14 protein-coding genes are annotated in these 16,794 nt (G+C 69.7%); 5 read left to right on the plus strand and 9 right to left on the minus strand.

Annotated features, from left to right (window positions below; all coding sequences use genetic code 11):
• Nucleotides 1-62: 62 nt before the first annotated feature.
• Complete coding sequence (gene tgt / locus AC1RVY_RS20720) at nucleotides 63-1,235, minus strand: tRNA guanosine(34) transglycosylase Tgt (RefSeq protein ID WP_218296885.1); 1,173 nt, start codon at nucleotides 1,233-1,235, stop codon at nucleotides 63-65.
• 132 nt (nucleotides 1,236-1,367) lie between these two features.
• Here tgt and AC1RVY_RS20725 point away from each other — a divergent pair, with 132 nt between their 5' ends.
• A complete protein-coding gene (locus AC1RVY_RS20725) occupies nucleotides 1,368-1,847 on the plus strand; it encodes a universal stress protein (RefSeq protein WP_218296886.1) in 480 nt (159 codons plus the stop codon).
• 95 nt (nucleotides 1,848-1,942) lie between these two features.
• Here the strand turns inward: AC1RVY_RS20725 and AC1RVY_RS20730 are convergent, their stop codons facing one another.
• The 4 genes from AC1RVY_RS20730 to AC1RVY_RS20745 form a co-directional block, all read right to left on the minus strand.
• Entirely contained in the window at nucleotides 1,943-2,332 is a 390-nt protein-coding gene (locus AC1RVY_RS20730; RefSeq protein ID WP_010466226.1) for a hypothetical protein, read from the minus strand.
• A 384-nt stretch (nucleotides 2,333-2,716) separates the two neighbouring features.
• Nucleotides 2,717-3,907: a phospholipase A gene (locus AC1RVY_RS20735; RefSeq protein WP_492808060.1), complete on the minus strand. Its 1,191-nt coding sequence runs from the start codon at nucleotides 3,905-3,907 to the stop codon at nucleotides 2,717-2,719.
• Nucleotides 3,904-4,140, minus strand: coding sequence for a hypothetical protein (locus AC1RVY_RS20740; RefSeq protein ID WP_492807977.1), 237 nt, complete (start codon nucleotides 4,138-4,140; stop codon nucleotides 3,904-3,906). The genes AC1RVY_RS20735 and AC1RVY_RS20740 overlap by 4 nt, the downstream gene beginning before the upstream one ends.
• Nucleotides 4,141-4,399: 259 nt before the next feature.
• Nucleotides 4,400-6,499, minus strand: coding sequence for an ATP-dependent helicase (locus AC1RVY_RS20745; protein ID WP_492807979.1), 2,100 nt, complete (start codon nucleotides 6,497-6,499; stop codon nucleotides 4,400-4,402).
• A 277-nt stretch (nucleotides 6,500-6,776) separates the two neighbouring features.
• Between AC1RVY_RS20745 and AC1RVY_RS20750 the strand changes: the two genes are divergently transcribed.
• Nucleotides 6,777-8,054, plus strand: a complete 1,278-nt coding sequence (locus AC1RVY_RS20750) for an ABC transporter substrate-binding protein (protein ID WP_255591627.1) — start codon at nucleotides 6,777-6,779, stop codon at nucleotides 8,052-8,054.
• Nucleotides 8,055-8,188: 134 nt separating this feature from the next.
• Nucleotides 8,189-9,142: an AEC family transporter gene (locus tag AC1RVY_RS20755; RefSeq protein ID WP_492807980.1), complete on the plus strand. Its 954-nt coding sequence runs from the start codon at nucleotides 8,189-8,191 to the stop codon at nucleotides 9,140-9,142.
• An 80-nt stretch (nucleotides 9,143-9,222) separates the two neighbouring features.
• Here the strand turns inward: AC1RVY_RS20755 and AC1RVY_RS20760 are convergent, their stop codons facing one another.
• Entirely contained in the window at nucleotides 9,223-9,951 is a 729-nt protein-coding gene (locus AC1RVY_RS20760; protein ID WP_218296890.1) for a hypothetical protein, read from the minus strand.
• Between the two features lie 401 nt (nucleotides 9,952-10,352).
• Between AC1RVY_RS20760 and AC1RVY_RS20765 the strand changes: the two genes are divergently transcribed.
• Nucleotides 10,353-11,225 carry an alpha/beta hydrolase gene (locus AC1RVY_RS20765; protein WP_218296891.1) on the plus strand — a complete coding sequence of 291 codons (873 nt, stop codon included), beginning with the start codon at nucleotides 10,353-10,355 and terminating at the stop codon, nucleotides 11,223-11,225.
• 140 nt (nucleotides 11,226-11,365) lie between these two features.
• Here AC1RVY_RS20765 and priA read toward each other — a convergent pair whose 3' ends face one another.
• Nucleotides 11,366-13,489 (minus strand): replication restart helicase PriA, encoded by a 2,124-nt coding sequence (gene priA, locus AC1RVY_RS20770; protein ID WP_218296892.1) that lies wholly within the window; start codon nucleotides 13,487-13,489, stop codon nucleotides 11,366-11,368.
• A gap of 840 nt (nucleotides 13,490-14,329) precedes the next feature.
• On the opposite strand from priA, the gene AC1RVY_RS20775 reads away from it, so the two are divergent.
• Nucleotides 14,330-14,773, plus strand: coding sequence for a NuoB/complex I 20 kDa subunit family protein (locus AC1RVY_RS20775; RefSeq protein WP_370627860.1), 444 nt, complete (start codon nucleotides 14,330-14,332; stop codon nucleotides 14,771-14,773).
• Nucleotides 14,774-14,779: 6 nt separating this feature from the next.
• Here AC1RVY_RS20775 and AC1RVY_RS20780 read toward each other — a convergent pair whose 3' ends face one another.
• Both AC1RVY_RS20780 and hemE read right to left on the minus strand, forming a co-directional pair.
• Entirely contained in the window at nucleotides 14,780-15,664 is an 885-nt protein-coding gene (locus tag AC1RVY_RS20780; RefSeq protein WP_492807983.1) for a helix-turn-helix transcriptional regulator, read from the minus strand.
• A gap of 14 nt (nucleotides 15,665-15,678) precedes the next feature.
• Nucleotides 15,679-16,791, minus strand: coding sequence for a uroporphyrinogen decarboxylase (gene hemE, locus AC1RVY_RS20785; protein WP_492807984.1), 1,113 nt, complete (start codon nucleotides 16,789-16,791; stop codon nucleotides 15,679-15,681).
• Nucleotides 16,792-16,794 lie beyond the last annotated feature (3 nt).

Below are 16,794 nucleotides of genomic sequence, written 5' to 3' on the forward strand. Positions count from 1 at the left end.
GGGCCTCTGGCGCTTGTCTATCCAGCGCGGATAGCTATTGTTTTTATAGCTTCCGATCGTGGTTACACGCCCCGGGCCCGCTCGGCCTTGAAGCGCGCCCGGAACTGCGCGAACGCGCCCGCGTCGAGCGACTCGCGCACCTCGCGCATGAGGTTCAGGTAGTAGTGCAGGTTGTGCACGGTGGTGAGCATGGGGCCCAGCATTTCGCCGCAGCGGTCCAGGTGGTGCAGGTAGGCACGGCTGAAACCCTCGCGCCCGCCCTCGTCCCACGACACGCCCGCGCTGCCCGCGCAGGCATAGCAGGTGCAACTGGTGTCCAGGGGCTGGTGGTCGGCCTTGTGGCGCGCGTTGCGGATTTTCAGGTCGCCAAACCGCGTGAACAGCGTGCCGTTGCGCGCGTTGCGCGTGGGCATCACGCAGTCGAACATGTCCACGCCGTCGGCCACGCCCTGCACCAGGTCCTCGGGCGTGCCCACGCCCATCAGGTAGCGGGGCTTGTGCGCGGGCAGGCGGTGCGGCGTGTGGGCCATGATGTCCAGCATCTCGTCCTTGGGTTCGCCCACGCTCACGCCGCCCACGGCGTAGCCGGGGAAATCCATCTCGACCAGGCGCTCCAGCGATTCCTGGCGCAGGTTCTTGTACATGCCGCCCTGCACGATGCCGAACAGCGCGTTGGGGTTCTCCAGCCGCTGGAATTCATCCCGCGAGCGCTTGGCCCAGCGCAGGCTCATTTCCATGCTCTTGCGCGCCTCGGCCTCGGTGGTGAGGTGGCCCTTGGTCTCGTACGGCGTGCACTCGTCGAGCTGCATCACGATGTCGGAGTTGAGCGTGGTCTGGATCTGCATGCTCACCTCGGGCGACATGAAGAGCTTGTCGCCGTTGACGGGGCTGGCGAAGGTCACGCCCTCTTCGGTGATCTTGCGCATCGCGCCCAGGCTCCAGACCTGGAAACCGCCCGAGTCGGTGAGGATGGGCTTGTCCCACTTTTCAAAGCCGTGCAGGCCGCCAAAGCTCTGCATCACGTCCAGGCCCGGGCGCATCCACAGGTGGAAGGTATTGCCCAGGATGATCTGCGCACCCATGTCGTGCAGGCTGCGCGGCATCACGCCCTTGACGGTGCCGTAGGTGCCCACGGGCATGAAGATGGGGGTCTGCACCACGCCGTGGTTGAGCGTGAGCGTGCCACGGCGTGCGTGGCTGGTGGGGTCGGTTTTGAGGAGGTCGAACTGCAGCATGATGGGGCGATTGTCCCAGACGGGCCGCCCCCGCCTTGTGCGGGCAGGCCGCAGGGACATGGGCTGGCGTTGGCGCGCCGCATCGCTACACTGGTTCCAGACGGGCTACCAGCCCATCACAAGGAGAACAACATGCTCAAGATCCTCATCGCCGTGGATGGCTCGGAACTCTCCCTGGACGGCGTGCACCATGCGCTGGCGCTCCTGGGCCAGGGCCTGAAGGCCAGCGTGGTCCTGGCCAACGTGCAGGAACCCGCCACGCTGTACGAATTGGTGACCACGCGCGACCCCGACCTGATCGCCGCCGCCAGCCTGGAGGCCGGCCAGCACCTCATGGCGTCCGCGCGGGCGCTGCTCGACGCGGCGGGCGTGGCCTACGAGACCGACGTGGGCGTGGGCGACGTGGCCCACACGCTGGTGGACATGATCGAGCGCTCGGGCTGCGACATGGTCATCATCGGTGCCAAGGGGCAGGGCGCCATCACCAGCGCGCTGCTGGGCTCGGTCTCGCAGGAGGTCGCGCACGCGAGCCCGGTGCCGGTGACCATCGTCAAGCATGCCGAGGTGCTGGAAGCGCTGGAAAGCGACGTGGCCGAAGACACCGAGGCCTGAGAACCTGTTCAAGATCTTTTCGGGGGGGCCTGAAAAGAAAAGGGCCGCTGTGCGCGGCCCTGGCGGGGATCTTCGAAGGACGGGTGCCCGGCGTGTCAGGCTGCCTTGCGAAACGGTTCGGCCGCGGGCCGCTGCAGCTTGCCGTGGGGCAGGGTGGCCAGGCGCGAGAACATGCGGCGCACGTAGCCGCGCACCCACAGGCATTTGTTGAGCTCGTCCACGGGCAGCGGGCCCGACACCACCACGATGTCGTTGGCCACGTCCTGGGCTCCTGCGGCCCGCAGGCGGCGGCGCGTGTTGTTGGCCCAGGACTGGATGCGCGTGGGGCTGCCGTGCTGGTGCACCTCGCCCGTGTGCGCATCGAACGCAATCGCCACGGTGTCGGTTTTCAGCTTGAACCTGCGCTCACCCGTCACGGCGCTGGGCGCCTCGCGCATGTCGTAGAGGTAGTAGCTGCCTGCCTTGAGCTGGTATTGCATGTCCATGGGTGTGTTCCTCTCTGTCGGCATTGTCGAGGGCGCACGGTGCGGGCAATGGCAGGTAAAACGGTGGGAAAGGGGCTCTTATCGGGAGCCGTTCGCCAGGGCCGCGCTGGTTTCTGTGCGCGTGCCATTGTGGCGGCGCCCCGGCGCCAGCGCGCGAAACTTGAGGGCGATGTCGTAACGAGTTGTGAGTAGAGTGTGTGGCGCGTCTGGCCTTTGGTTGCGCCCGGCCGTTGCGTTGCCCAAGGCGTATGCGACTGGCGCGGCCCACGCCAGAGCCGCCAAGCAAGGGCCGCCCCGCAGCGAGGGCTGCGTCCCTCTGCCCGCGCAGCGCAGCGCAGCGAGAGCGGGGGGACGGCGCACAGCGCCTCAGGGGGGATGTCCCTGCTAGAAATCCACCAGGCTCAGCCCCAGGCTGAACACGGTGCGCTTGCGGTTGTAGTCGATCATGCTGTCGCCATAGCCGCTGAACAGCTGCGTGTGCAGGCGCAGGTTGCTCTTGCTGCCGAAAAGGCCCGTGCCCACCGTCTGCAGCCATTCCAGGCGCACCGAGCCCCGGTCGCTGCTCGACAGCGAGTGGCGCAGCGTGGCGCCCACGGTGTTGTCCTTGTTGACGTTCCAGAACGCCGACAGCTCGCCCCGGCCGACGTAGTCGCTGATGCCGGGGTTGTCGTCGCTGCCCGAGCTTTCGGGCACGCGCTTCCACAGGCGCGCGTTCACGCTGAAGCTGTTGGAAAGCTCCATGCCGGTCATGAGGTACACGCGGTTCCAGCTGCGCGACAGGGGCTTGCTCTGGCCGTTGGACTGGTGCACCAGGCCGATGCCGCTGTAGCGCCACTTCCAGCCGAACGGCAGCTGCGCCGTGGAGGGGTAGACGTACATGACCTCGGGCTCGTGGTCGGTGGCGCGGAAGGGGCGCGAGATCTGGGGCGTGAACAGCTGCCAGTACGACTGCTGCGAATAGCCGAACCACACGGAATCCTTGAGCGTGGGGTGGCCCTGCGTGAGCAGGCCCTGCGCGAGCTTGGTGCGCACCGACAGCTGGATGCGGTTCTCGGTGCGGCGGTAGGGCGTGGATTCGGTGGCCGAGTGGTCCGCCGCGTCGGACGTGGGCTGGCGGTTCACGTTGCTCGACGCCACCACCGACACGGTGATGGGCCGGTAGCCCCGGAAGCTGAAGGTGCCGCAGTCGCTGCCCGATTCCAGCTCCCAGAAGCGCGAGAGGTCGCTGTACTGCGGGTCGCGGCAGCCCTCGGTGCGGGCCACGTCGATGACGCGGGTGGCGGGCAGGGTGGTGTCCACGGGCGGCGGCACGGCCGAGGCGGCGGCGGAGGCGCCCGGCGCATTCCAGCTTTGCTGGTCGGCGGCCCACTGGTCGAAGCAGGCCAGGCGCGCCTGGTTGTCGCTGGACAGGGCGGTGCAGCGGCGCCAGGCGCTCTCGGCGCCCCCGGCGGCCGAGGCGGTGGCGCCGGCCGGTGCCACCGCCTGTGCCAGCGCGGCGCCGGCGGGCGCCAGCGCGGCGGCCACCAGCAGCGCCAGCGTGCGACGCGATGGCGCGGCGGCGGGCGTGGCGGTCATGGCCACCCCGCCTGCTTGCGCAGCGCGAAAGGGGCCGATGGAGCTGAAGGGGTGGGGGTGGCGTTGTTCCATGTTCCGCGTATTTCCTTGCCGCACGATCCATCCACCACCTGGCCCGTCCAGGGGGTGCTGATGTTCATGCCGTTGATCGATTCTTCCAGGGTCGGGTCGCCGCCATCGGCGTCGCCGCTGACCGGCGCCGTGGTGCCGCCACGCTGCACGGTACCACGCACGCTGTGTGCCAGTGCGGCGTGGTGCCCCAGCTGCGGCGTGGCCGTGGCGCCCGGCGCAGGGGCCGGCGGCTCGGCCAGCCAGCGGCCCCGCAGGCGCGGGTGGCCCCTGTCCGCCGCGGCGGGGCACGCCGCCGTGGATTGTGGTTCATTTCGGCGGTGGGCGCTTGTAGGATAAGCGCTGATAGCTATCAAAATAAAAGCGGCCCCCGCCGGGGCGCGGGGCGGGGGCGTGCGGGTGCCGGCCGGGGCATGGGGCGCCTCAGGCCGTGGGCGCGGGCTGGGCGGCCACGGCGGCATTGGCAGCGCTCGTCGCCTGGGCCTTGGCGGCGAATTCGGCGCGCAGGGCCTTGAGCTTCTCGCGCGGGTCTTCGCGGGCGGTGGTCTTGTCCAGGCCCATCTCGGCGATGAAGCGGCTGGGCTGCGCGGCCACCATCTCGCGGCCCTTCTTGCGCCGCTTGGTCCAGCTCACGGCCAGCGTGCGCTGGGCGCGGGTGATGCCCACGTACATCAGGCGGCGCTCTTCCTGCAGGCGCTGCAGCGTGTCGTCGCTCACCTTTTGCTGGCGCCCCTCGTCGTCGTCGAGCTTGAACGGCAGCATGCCTTCGGTCACGCCCACCAGCACCACGTGCGGCCACTCCAGGCCCTTGCTCGCGTGCAGGGTCGAGAGCGTGACCATGTCCTGTTCCTGCTCGCGTTCGCTGATGGTGGACAGCAGCGCGATGGTCTGCGACACCTCCAGCAGGCTCTTGGTCTCCTTGGCCACCACGGCGCCCGCCGTGTCGTCGATCTGGCCGCCCGCGCGCTGGGCCATCCAGTCGCAGAACTCCATCACATTGCTCCAGCGCGCGGCGGCCACCTTTTCGCTGTCCTCGTTGTCGTACAGGTGCTGCTCGTAGCCGATCTCCTTGAGCCACTCGTTCAGGAAGGTGCGCGACTCCTCGGCGCCATGCACGCGGCGCGCGCTGTACTCCAGGTAGTTGATGTAGCGGCCAAATTCATGCAGGCCGTCCATGGCCCGCTTGGGCACGGCCGCCGGCAGCATGCCGTTGAACAGCGCGCCGAACATGCTCTGCTTGTGCTGCGTGGCGAACGCGCCCAGCGCCGCCAGCGTGGTGTGGCCGATGCCGCGCTTGGGCGTGGTGATGGCGCGCAGGAACGCCGGGTCATCGTCGTTGTTGATCCACAGCCGGAACCAGGCGCACAGGTCCTTGATCTCGGCGCGGTCGAAGAAGCTGGTGCCGCCCGAGACCTTGTAGGGAATGTTGGCCTTGCGCAGCGCCTTCTCGAACGGCTTGGCCTGGTGGTTGGCGCGGTACAGGATGGCGAAGGCCTTCCAGTCGGGCGGCGGGTTGCTGGCCGCGCGCAGGCTCTGGATGCGGGCCACGGCGCGTTCGGCCTCGTGCTCTTCGCTGTCGGCGTCCACCACGCGCACGGGCTCGCCCTCGCCCAGCTCGGAGAACAGCGTTTTCGGAAACAGCTTGGGGTTGGGCCCGATCACGTTGTTGGCCGCGCGCAGGATGGCGCTGGTGGAGCGGTAGTTCTGCTCCAGCTTGATGACCTTGAGGTGCGGGAAGTCGATGGGCAGCTTCTTCAAGTTGTCCAGCGTGGCGCCGCGCCAGCCGTAGATGGACTGGTCGTCGTCGCCCACGGCCGTGAAGTGCCCGTTCTCGCCCACCAGCAGCTTGAGCAGCTCGTACTGCGTGGCGTTGGTGTCCTGGTATTCATCGACCAGCACGTGGCTCAGCGCCGCCTGCCACTTGGCGCGCACTTCGGGGAAGTCGCGCAGCAGGCGCAGCGGCATGCCGATGAGGTCGTCGAAGTCCACGCTCTGGTAGGCCGCCAGGCGCTCCTCGTAGCGCGCCATCAGCGTGGCGATGATGCGCTCGTTGTCGTCCACCGCCTGGGCCAAGGCCTGTTCGGACGTCAGGCCCATGTTCTTCCACTTGCTGATCACCCACTGCCATTGGCGCGCGGTGGCCATGTCGGTGGTGCCGCCCGAGGCTTCCTTCAGGATGCCCGTCACGTCGTCGGCATCCAGGATGCTGAACTGGGGCTTGAGGCCCAGCACCGAACCATCCTCGCGCACCATGCGCACGCCCAGGGCGTGGAAGGTGCACACCAGCACGTCCTTGGCGCGCCGGCCGATCAGGCCCTTGGCGCGCTCGCGCATTTCGGCGGCCGCCTTGTTGGTGAAGGTGATGGCGGCGATGCGCCTGGGCTCCATGCCCTTCTCGATCATGTGCGCGATCTTCTGCGTGATCACGCGCGTCTTGCCCGAGCCCGCGCCGGCCAGCACCAGGCAGGCCCCGTCGGTGTAGTGGACAGCCTGGAGCTGGGCGAGATTGAGACCGGCGGACATGGATGGAGGAAGAAGGAAAAAGCAGGAGAGGAAGAAGGGGCCGGGGGCACCCAGGGGCGGGCGTACCGCAGCGCCGCCGGAGCGCGCAATGATACCGGCGCGCTCCGGCGGGGCCGGGTTGCGCCGCGGCCGGCCCCGGCCCCGGCGGGGTCTGACAGGGGCCTGACGCCGCTCCCGCGCTGCGGGAAACCCCGCTAGGGACGGGATCGTCACACTTTGATACTACGCCCATCGGTTTTCGCCCGATCCGGGTGGCCGCGCCGTGACGAGTCCCACCATGCACCTTCCTGCCCCACTCCGCGCCCTTCGCCCCCTTCGCGCCCGGGCACCGCTGCAACCTGGTACCCGCCGGCGCCGCGGCCGTGGGGCCCTGGGCGCCGCCCTGCTGGCCTGCGCCGCCGCGCTGGCCCCGGCGCACGCGCAGCTGGGCAGCACCGCCCCGGTGCGTGTCGGCGTGGTCGGCCCGTTCACGGGGCCTTCGGCGGATTTCGGGGTGCCCATGCTCAACGGCATCAAGCTCGCGGTGGACGAGATCAACGCCGTGGGCGGCTACCTGGGGCGGCCGCTGGAGCTGGTCATCAAGGACGACGCCGCCAACCCGGACCAGGGTCGCAAGGTCTCGCAGGAGCTGCTGGGCGAGAAGGTGGTCGCCACCATCGGCTTTTGCAACACCGGCGTGGCGCTCAAGGCCATCGACCTGTTCCAGGAGGCCAGGAGCCCGCTCATCGTGCCGTGCTCCACGGGCACGGCGGTCACGGCCAGGTACCCGGCCGCCGACAGCTACATCTTCCGGGTGCAGGCCCGCGACGCGCTGCAGGCGCCCTTCATGGTGGACGACATCGTCAAGCGCGGCTGGGACAAGGTGGCCATCTTCGCCGACAAGACGGGCTACGGCGAGGGCGGCTACAACGACGTGGTGGCGGCGCTGGCGGCCAAGAACCTCAAGCCCGTGCACGTGGCGCGCTTCGACCTGGGCGTGAAGGACCTCACGGCCGAGCTCGCGGCCGCCCGCGCCGCGGGCGCCAACGTGGTCTACAGCTACACCGTGGGGCCGGAGAACGCGACCATCGCCAACGGCAAGAAGGCGATGGGCTGGAAGGTGCCCCAGGTGGGCGCGTGGCCGCTGTCCTTCCCGTTCTTCCTTGAAGGGGCCAAGGACGCCGCCGAGGGCGCGCTCATGGTGCAGACCTTCATCGCCGAGCCGAGCAACGAGCGCCGGGCCTCGTTCCTGTCGAGCTACACCCGCAAGTACAACGGCAAGGTGGCCGTGCCCATGGCCGCGGCCAACGCGTACGACGCCACGTACCTGCTGATGTATTCCTTCCTCGGCATCCGCGACGGCAACCTCTCGGGCAAGGCCATCAAGGAATCGCTGGAGGGCAGGATGAAGACCTACTACGGGGTGGTGTCCACCTACGACAAGCCGTTCAGCGTGCAGGACAAGGAGGCCATCACCCGCAACATGCTGGTCATCGGCATGGTCAGGAACGGTGCCATCACCTTCGCCTACCCCGAGGACGCCAAGCGCAACCTGATCGTGCAGCGCAAGCAGTAGTGGCGCGCAAGGGCACCGCCGCGCCGGCGCTCGCGCCGTGCATTCGCCAGGGGTGATGGCCCCCGCCTGACTTTGCGCTGGCCGCCGCCGGCGCCCGGCGACCGGCCGCACCGCGCAGCACGGACAATAGCCCCGTGCTCTCCGTCCTGCTCATCACCTTCCCCTTCTTCGCGCTCGTGCTCTGCGGCTACCTGGCCGCGCGGCGCGGCGTGCTGCCCCAGCCGGCCATCCCGGGGCTCAATGCCTTCGTGCTGTATTTCGCGCTGCCCTGCATGCTGTACCGCTTTGGCGCCAGCACGCCCATCGGGCAGCTGCTGGACCCGGCCGTGGCGGGCGTGTACGTGGTGTGCGCCCTGGCCATGGTGGGCGGCACGGTGGCGCTCACGCGCAGTGCGCGCATCGGCTGGAACGACGCGGCCTTCGGCGCGCTGGTGGCCGCCTTTCCCAACACGGGCTTCATGGGGGTCCCGCTGCTCGTGGCCTTGCTGGGCGCGCAAAGCGCGGGCCCGGCCATCGTCACCATCGTGGTGGACATGGTCATCACCAGCTCGCTGTGCATCGCGCTGTCGCGGCTGGACGGCGCCGGCACCCACGGCGTGGGCGTGGCGCTGCGCAGCGCCTTCAAGGGCATGGCGACCAACCCCATGCCCTGGTCGATCGCGCTGGGCGCGCTGGCATCGGCCCTGCAGTTCACTCTGCTGGGCCCGGTCGACAAGACCATCGCCATGCTGGCCGACGCGGCCTCGCCCGTCGCGCTGTTCACCATCGGCGCGGTGCTGGCCCGCTCGCAGATGAACCAGCACGAGCAGGTGCCCGCGCGCGACTACGTGCCCATCGCGCTGGCCAAGCTGCTGGTGCACCCGCTGCTGGTGTGGGGCGCGGGCACGGCGGCCATCGCGCTCGGGGTGCCGCTCACGCCGTTCGCGCTCACGGTGCTGGTGCTGCTGGCGGCCCTGCCCAGCGCCAGCAACGTCTCGCTGCTGGCCGAGAAGTTCGGCGCCAACAACGGGCGCGTGGCGCGGATCATCCTGGTGTCCACGGCGCTGGCGTTCCTGAGCTTTTCGGCGGCGGTGGCGCTGCTGGCCTGATTGCTATATTTTCGATAGCTGCAGGCGATTTCTGGCAAAGCGCTGGCGGCCAAGAAGCACTTGAAAATTTGTGCCGCCCCCTACCTGGGGCGCATCCCCTGGCTCCGCCGCAGCCAGGCACCGGTCGCCAGAAGCACCAGGCAAAGCATCGCCAGCGCCCAGGGCGAGTTGACGGGAATTTGGCTGGGCGCCACCTCTTCGAGCACGAGGTCGTCGTGGTAGCCCGCCGCGTCGAAGGTGAAGAAGCTGCCGGTCTTCAGCGCGATGGTCACCTGGCTCGAGGCGGCGGTGAAGGTGGCATCGAACGGCTCCCACTGGAACTGGAATACCCCGTTGAGCGCGAGGTTCGAGACGTCGCGGCGGGCGATCATCGTGTCCAGCGGGCCGGGCGCGGCGTCGATGGTGGCGGCCCCCACGGCGCCGTCGTAGGCCACGACCTCCCACCAGGTGGCGTTGCCGCCCGCATTGCCCGTCACGCCCCCTGACCAGGCGCCGCGCAGCCGGTACACCCGCCCGGGGGTCACCGCCACGGTCTGGAACAGGCCGCCGTGCGCATTGCCCGCGCCGCTGCCCTTCTTCTGCGCGTGCGAGGTGCCCGCACCCCCGAAGGGGCACTGGGTGGGCACCCAGATGTCGCAATCGTTGCTGTGGATCCAGGTGCCATCCCAGAAGCCCGGCGGCGCCGTCCAGGTGCTCCAGCCGGCCAGGCCGGCGTCGAAGTTGCCGTTGGTGAGCAGGTTCTGGGCGCGCACGGCGGTCCCCCCCGCGAGGAGGGCCAGCAAGATCAGGGCACGAACAATGGCGGTCATTGGCAGGCTTTCTGACGAGGGAAGGGGGAACGGGGCCGGTCGACGGGCCCTGGATGCCGGGTCCACCGGACCCGCGCAGCACAGCCACGCCCCGAGGCGCTGGAGTGCCAGGCCGCAGTATCTGGGGCAAGCCCACGGCAGGCAAGTTTTATCGGGCCCGCGCGACCGTGGGTTGCCGATCGCGCCGGACAGGATCAGCGCCCTGGCCTCCAACGGATGGGTGTGGTCGTCCAGCATGCGCGCCCGCATCGCGCGTGACGGTCGGGGGGGCGCAGCGCCCGGGAAGGCCTTCCTCCACGCCTGTCGCCGGCGAAACGTCCACTGTGGCGTGGTGCGCACACAATGCTATCGCCTGTGCCACTGCAGCATGGGCGTATCCATCCATTCATGAGGAGACCTCCATGCGTTTTGCGAAGCCTTGTTTTCGGAGCTGGCTGGCAGCGGCCGCCGTTCTTTCCGCCGCCGCCACCGCGCAGGCAGGCCAGGTGTTTGCCGACCAGGCACCCTCGGCCGCGCTGGGCCGCGACGTGAAGTTCACGGTGTATGTGCCCGACGGCTACCAGCCCGGCGGCACGGTGAACTATCCCGTGGTCTACCTGCTGCACGGCGCGGGCGGCGACGAGAACGAATGGCGCACCAAGGGGGGCGCGGTCGAGACCCTGGACGGCCTCATCAAGCGCGGGCTGATCCGCCCGTCGGTCGTGGTCATGCCCACGGCGGGCCCGGCGTCGTGGTGGGCCGACGGCGCGGCCGAGAAGGCGGGCACCGCCATCATGAAAGACCTGCTGCCCTACGTCGAGTCGCGCTACCGCGTGCAAAAGGAGCGCAGCGGCCGGGCCATCGGCGGCCTGTCGATGGGGGGCTACGGCGCGTTGAACCTGTCGCTGCGCAACCCCACGCAGTTCTGCGCCGCGGCGGTGATCAGCCCCGCCATCTATGACCCGCTGCCGCCGGACACCTCGGCGGCACGGCGCACCCCGCAGTTCGTGCGCGACGGGCAGTTTGACCCCGACACCTGGAAGTCGCTGAACTACGCGGCGGCGCTCGACGCCTACAAGGCGGGCACGCCGCGTGTGCCGATGTGGATCGTCTCGGGCGACCACGACTATCTGGGCATCGCTCCCATGTCGGCCACCCTGTACTGGCGGATGTACCAGATTCAGCCCAAGCAGGTGGAGCTGCGTGTGATCGACGGCGACCACGAGTGGCTGGTGTTCCGCGACGCGTTGCCCGACGCCCTGCAGTACGTGGACCGGCAGTGCCGCCAGGGGTGACCGGATGGCCCGCGCGCACCCCGGCCCGGAATCCGCCGGGTGCGAGGATGCGCGGGATGTGGCGGAATTTGCTATCAATTAAATAGCTATCCGCGCATGTCCATCAAGCGCCAGGGCCATGAAAACCCTGGATCTTGAGCCTAGATCACCAGCGGGTCCACATCCACCAGCCAGCGCACCAGCCCCTTGTGCGCGGGCTGGGCGCGCGTGGCCTGCAGCACCGGCTGCCAGGCGGCCAGGAAGCGCTGCAGCGCGGCGCGGCTCGGGCTTTCCATCAGCATCTGGGCGCGCTCCACGTTGGCCACGCGCTGGATGGTCAGCGGCACCGGGGGAAACAGCGTGACCGCGTCCAGCCCCGGCAGGCCGGCGGCATGGGCGGCGGCCGTGGCGGCGGCCAGGAAGCCCTGGGCCACCTCCTGCGTGCGGGCATCGGCGCGCACCAGGGCCTGGTAGGCGAACGGGGGCATGGCGGCTTCCTCGCGCTCCTGGAGCTGCTGGGCGGCGAAGGCGGGGTAGTCGTGGGTGCGCAGCGCCTCGTACACCGGGTGCTTGGGGTGGTAGCTCTGGATCCACATCTCGCACTGGGTGCCCTGCGCGGCCATGTAGGCGGCGTCGCGCCCCGCGCGGCCGGCGGCCTGCATGAGCAGCGCGAACAGGCGCTCGGGCGCGCGGAAGTCGCTGCTGAACAGCGCGCCGTCCGGCTGCACGGCCGCCACCAGCGTGATGCGCCGGAAGTCATGGCCCTTGGCGATCATCTGCGTGCCCACGAGCACATCCACCTCGCCCGCGTGCACCTGTGCCAGCTGGGCCTCCAGCGCGCCCTTGGCCTTGGTGGTATCGGCGTCGATGCGGGCGATGCGCGCGGGCGTGCGGTCGGGTCGCAGCACCTCGGACAGCAGGGTGGAGAGCTGCTCCTCCAGCTGCTCCGTGCCCCGCCCCATGGAGTGGATGTCGGGGCTGCCGCAGGTGGGGCAGGCGCGGGGCACGCGCACGGTGTAGCCGCAGTGGTGGCAGCGCAGGGTGCGGTCGGCCTTGTGGAAGACCTGGTGGGCGCTGCAGTGCGGGCAGTCGCTTTTCCAGCCGCAGTCGGCGCAGTGCAGCACGGGGGCGTAGCCGCGCCGGTTGAGCAGCACCATGCTCTGCTCGCCGCGCGCCACGCGTTCGGTGATGGCGGCCAGCAGCGGCGCGCTGAAGATCGCGCGGCGCGGCTGCTGGTTCATGTCCACGCGGCGCACCCGCGCCAGGGCGCCCGCGCCGATCCGGCTGGGCATGGCCAGGCGCGCGTAGCGCCCGCCCTCGGGGTCGTCCGGCGTGGGCGGGCGGCTGGCGTGCCAGCTTTCCAGCGAGGGCGTGGCCGAGCCCAGAAGCACCTTGGCGCCCTGCTCGCGCCCGCGCCAGATGGCCAGGTCGCGCGCGGAGTAGCGGGCGCCCTCCTGCTGCTTGTAGCTGGGGTCGTGCTCCTCGTCGACCACGATGAGCTTGAGGCCCGGCATGCTCGCGAACACCGCCATGCGCGTGCCCAGCACGATGCGCGCGGCGCCGCCGTGCGCGGCCAGCCAGCTCTTGAGGCGCTGGGGGTTCGTCATGCCACTGTGCAGCGAGACGACGGCCCCCGCGCCGAACCGCGGGGCGAAGCGGGAGACGAAGCGCTCCTCCAGCTGGGGCGTGAGGTTGATCTCGGGCACCATCACCAGCGCCTGCGCCGCCGGGTCCGCCTCCAGCATCTCCTGGGCGCAGCGCAGGTACACCTCGGTCTTGCCGCTGCCGGTGCTGCCGAACAGCAGGAAGGGGCCGGATTCTGAAGAAATCCGGGCCCTGGCGCTTTCCTGTTCAGCGGTGAGTGCTATTGTTTGCATAGCGTCCGTGGTGTCCCCGGCCGCCTTCGCGGGGCGGCGCAGGCGGCGGGCCAGCTGCTCGGGCCGCAAATCGCGCAGCTGGGGCGGCAGGGCCGCCAGCGCCACTTCGCCCAGCGCGCGCTGGTAGTAGCGCGCGGCGAAGGCCACCAGGCGGCGCCAGGGCAGGTCCAGCGGGGCCACGCCCTCCAGCACGCCCGCGATGGGGCGCAGGGTGGCCCCCTCGGGCAACTCGCCGGTGCCCTCGGCCGCGTCCCACACCACGCCCAGCACTTCGCGGCTTCCGAGCGGCACCCGCACCAGCGTGCCGGGCGGCAGGGCCTGGGGGCTGGCGTAGCTGAGCAGGTCCCCCACGCCGCTGTGGGACGGGGTGTGCAGCGCGACGTGGACGATGGCGAGGGAGGCGGACACGGACGGGAGCGAGTTACAGAGGCTTGTGGAGGCGGTGTGGAGGTTCGGGGGCTAAGTGCTTGATTTGTTGGAGCGAGCGAGTAATCCCGTCTTTCTGTGGATAACTTTGTTGACATCCTGCCCCAGCACCCTGCCGACCCGCATGAATACTGGGCCTGAACAGATTGCACACAAAATCGGCAGCTCCAAAAAATCCTTATGAATCAATCATCTGAAGGATTTTCGGTACAAATTCTGTGCTAAGGCTGCCGGGCCCGATTATGTTGCGTCGCATCAAGATTTGTGTGCATAAGTCGAACATCGATCGGCCGTCAAGGCCCGGGGAAGCCCCAAAATTGTGCTAGCCGCCCCATTCCCTGCTGAGGCCTTCCTGCGATGTAGGCCGCAAGTGCTTGATTTGCTTCAGGTTTTGCGAGAAATCCAGAATTTCTGTGGATAACTTTGTTGATATCCCCTGTGTTTGGCGTGCAAGCCCTTGTGCCGCCGTGCTTTCGCCGGAATGCCCGCAAAAAAAGCAGTCCTGCTACATCCTTTGAAATCAATGACTTACGTGCTGGTTGAGAATATTTCCGTTCGGGCCTGCCTGGCGTGCCGCGCCGCGCGGACGGCGCGGGCCCTGCGCCAGTTTTGTGCATAAGTCAGGCCTTCGGCCGCACGGACTGGCTGGAAATGCGCCCGCGCGGCCGGGCATTGTCGCAGGGCGCGGCGGGCGGCCCTGAGGTCGCTTTGCTTCAAGACGGCGGGCAGCGGCCTCGCCAAGATGCCGCCATGGCTTCCTCCTTCTCCTCCCACCCCCCTTTCCCCGCCGAGGCGGCTCCCACGCTGGAGCGCGATGGATTCATGCTGGCCCGGCTGGACGACGTGGTCCAGGCCGCGCGCTCCGACAGCCTGTGGTTCATGACCTTTGGCCTGGCCTGCTGCGCCGTGGAGATGATGCACGCGGCCATGGCGCGCTACGACCTGGACCGCTTCGGCATCATCCCGCGCTCCAGTCCGCGCCACAGCGACCTGATGATCGTGGCCGGCACGCTGACCAACAAGATGGCGCCCGCCATCCGCAAGGTCTACGACCAGATGCCCGAACCCCGCTATGTGATCTCCATGGGCTCGTGCGCCAATGGCGGAGGCTACTACCACTACAGCTACTCGGTGGTGCGGGGCTGCGACCGCATCGTGCCGGTGGACGTGTACGTGCCCGGCTGCCCGCCCACGGCCGAGGCGCTGCTCTACGGCATCCTGCAGCTGCAGGGCCGGATCCGGCGGCCCCGGGTCATCCCGCGCTAGCACCGGCTAGCGCCGCGCGCCAGGCTCCGCTGGCATTTGCGCGGGCCGGCGCAGCAGCCAGTCCGCGTCGTCGGCGGGCTGTTGCGCGTGGGTCCTGAGCGCCGCGGGGGAGCGCTCGTAGAGCGTGCGTGCCTCGCGGCTGAAATGGGCCTGGTCGGCGTAGCCGTGCCGCAGGGCCGCGTCTACGACGCTCGCGCCCGCGTCGCGCATGGCCAGCAGGGCGTGCTCGGCGCGCAGCATGCGCTCGACCTCGCCGGGGCGCAGGCCGGTGATCTGGTGCGCGCGCCGCTGCAGGTGGCGGGGCGTCCAGCCCAGCTCCCGGGCGAGGGCCTGGCGCGCCGGGCGCTCCCAGCGCCCCTGCAGCACGCGCAGCCAGGCCGCATGCTGCCGCGCCACGGCGGCCCAGCGGGGCGCCAGGAACGCCTCGCACAGGGCCATGCGGGCACCGTGGCCGGGGGCGGCGTGCATCGCCTCGAGCCAGCAAAGCCAGTCGGCGCGCCCGGGGCCGGCGGGCAGCCAGTCGCGCGCGTCCTGCACGCGGTCGGTGAGGGGCTGCAGGTCCTGCCCCGTCAGCAGCGCGAGCGCGCCGGGCTGGAAGGCCAGGCAGAAGAAGTCGCCCGCGGGTTCGGAGGTGGAGTGGTAGGCGTGCCGGTGCGCTCCCGAGAGCGCCGTGCGGGGCAGCCATTGGTCCGTGGCCTGGCCCGCGCATTCATGCAGGTGCACGGCGCCGCGCACCAGCCAGAGGATTCCGGGGTACGGGCTGGCCGGCACCCGCGTGTCGCGCGGAGCGCCGGCGGGCAGCGCGGCCAGGTCGCGCCAGATGTAGGCGCGCACGCAGCCAGCGAGCGCGGGCGGGGGCGCCAGCAGGGCCGATGCGGGCAGTGCCGCCATCGCTGGTGGCCTGTTCAGCCCTGGCGCTGCGCCCGGGAGTGGCCGTGCACCGCCTCGACCAGCGCGGCCACATGCTCGGGTGGCGTGAACTGGCTGATGCCGTGGCCCAGGTTGAAGATGTGGGTGGGGCCGGTGGTGGTGGGGTCGGTGTGCGGCGTGCCGAAGCTGTCCAGCACGTGGCGCACCTGCTGCGCGATCTGCGCGGGGGGCGCGAACAGCACGTTGGGGTCGATGTTGCCCTGCAGCGCCTTGCCGGGGCCGCCGGCCTGGCCGCCGACGATGGCCCGGGCCTTGCCCAGGTGGGCCGTCCAGTCCAGGCCCAGCACCTCGCAGTCGATGCCCTTCATGTCTTCGAGCCAGATGCCGCCGCCCTTGGTGAAGACGATGCGCGGCACGTCGGTGCCGTCCACGCCGGTGCGCTTCAACTGCGCCAGCACGCGCGTGGTGTAGGCCAGGCTGAACTCCTGGAAGGCGCCGTCGGCCAGCACGCCGCCCCAGCTGTCGAAAATCATCACGGCCTGGGCGCCCGCGTCGATCTGGGCATTCAGGTAGGCGGCCACGCTGTCGGCGTTGATGGCCAGGATGCGGTGCATGAGGTCGGGGCGGCTGTACATCAGGCTCTTGACGAGGCGGTAGTCGTCGCTGCCCTTGCCCTCGACCATGTAGCAGGCCAGGGTCCAGGGGCTGCCCGAGAAGCCGATCAGCGGCACGCGGCCGTTCAGGGCCTTGCGGATGCTGGTGACGGCGTCAAACACATAGCGCAGCTTGTCCATGTCGGGCACGGCCAGTTCGGCTACGGCGGCCTCGTCGCGCACCACCTTGGCAAAGCGCGGACCCTCGCCTTCGGCAAAGGTCAGGCCCAGGCCCATGGCGTCGGGCACGGTGAGGATGTCGGAAAACAGGATGGCGGCGTCGAGCGGGAAGCGCTCCAGGGGCTGCAAGGTGACTTCGGTGGCGTAGTCCACATTGGTGGCCAGGCCCATGAAGCTGCCGGCCTGGGCGCGCGTGGCCTTGTATTCGGGCAGGTAGCGGCCCGCCTGGCGCATCAGCCACAGGGGGGTGTAGTCGGTGGCTTGGCGGCGGCAGGCGCGCAGGAAGGTGTCGTTGGAGAGGGGTGCAAAGCTCATGCA

It is taken from the genome of Acidovorax sp. GW821-FHT11A03 (genome assembly GCF_058809075.1).

Excerpts from the sequence above, each read along its gene's own strand:
- AC1RVY_RS20735 (WP_492808060.1), bottom strand. The coding sequence starts at position 3,907 with ATGACCGCCACGCCCGCCGCCGCGCCATCGCGTCGCACGCTGGCGCTG.
- AC1RVY_RS20745 (WP_492807979.1), bottom strand. The coding sequence starts at position 6,499 with ATGTCCGCCGGTCTCAATCTCGCCCAGCTCCAGGCTGTCCACTACACC.
- AC1RVY_RS20765 (WP_218296891.1), top strand. The coding sequence starts at position 10,353 with ATGCGTTTTGCGAAGCCTTGTTTTCGGAGCTGGCTGGCAGCGGCCGCC.
- hemE (WP_492807984.1), bottom strand. The coding sequence starts at position 16,791 with ATGAGCTTTGCACCCCTCTCCAACGACACCTTCCTGCGCGCCTGCCGC.
- AC1RVY_RS20775 (WP_370627860.1), top strand. The coding sequence starts at position 14,330 with ATGCTGGCCCGGCTGGACGACGTGGTCCAGGCCGCGCGCTCCGACAGC.
- AC1RVY_RS20750 (WP_255591627.1), top strand. The coding sequence starts at position 6,777 with ATGCACCTTCCTGCCCCACTCCGCGCCCTTCGCCCCCTTCGCGCCCGG.
- AC1RVY_RS20725 (WP_218296886.1), top strand. The coding sequence starts at position 1,368 with ATGCTCAAGATCCTCATCGCCGTGGATGGCTCGGAACTCTCCCTGGAC.
- AC1RVY_RS20760 (WP_218296890.1), bottom strand. The coding sequence starts at position 9,951 with ATGACCGCCATTGTTCGTGCCCTGATCTTGCTGGCCCTCCTCGCGGGG.
- AC1RVY_RS20730 (WP_010466226.1), bottom strand. The coding sequence starts at position 2,332 with ATGGACATGCAATACCAGCTCAAGGCAGGCAGCTACTACCTCTACGAC.
- AC1RVY_RS20780 (WP_492807983.1), bottom strand. The coding sequence starts at position 15,664 with ATGGCGGCACTGCCCGCATCGGCCCTGCTGGCGCCCCCGCCCGCGCTC.
- tgt (WP_218296885.1), bottom strand. The coding sequence starts at position 1,235 with ATGCTGCAGTTCGACCTCCTCAAAACCGACCCCACCAGCCACGCACGC.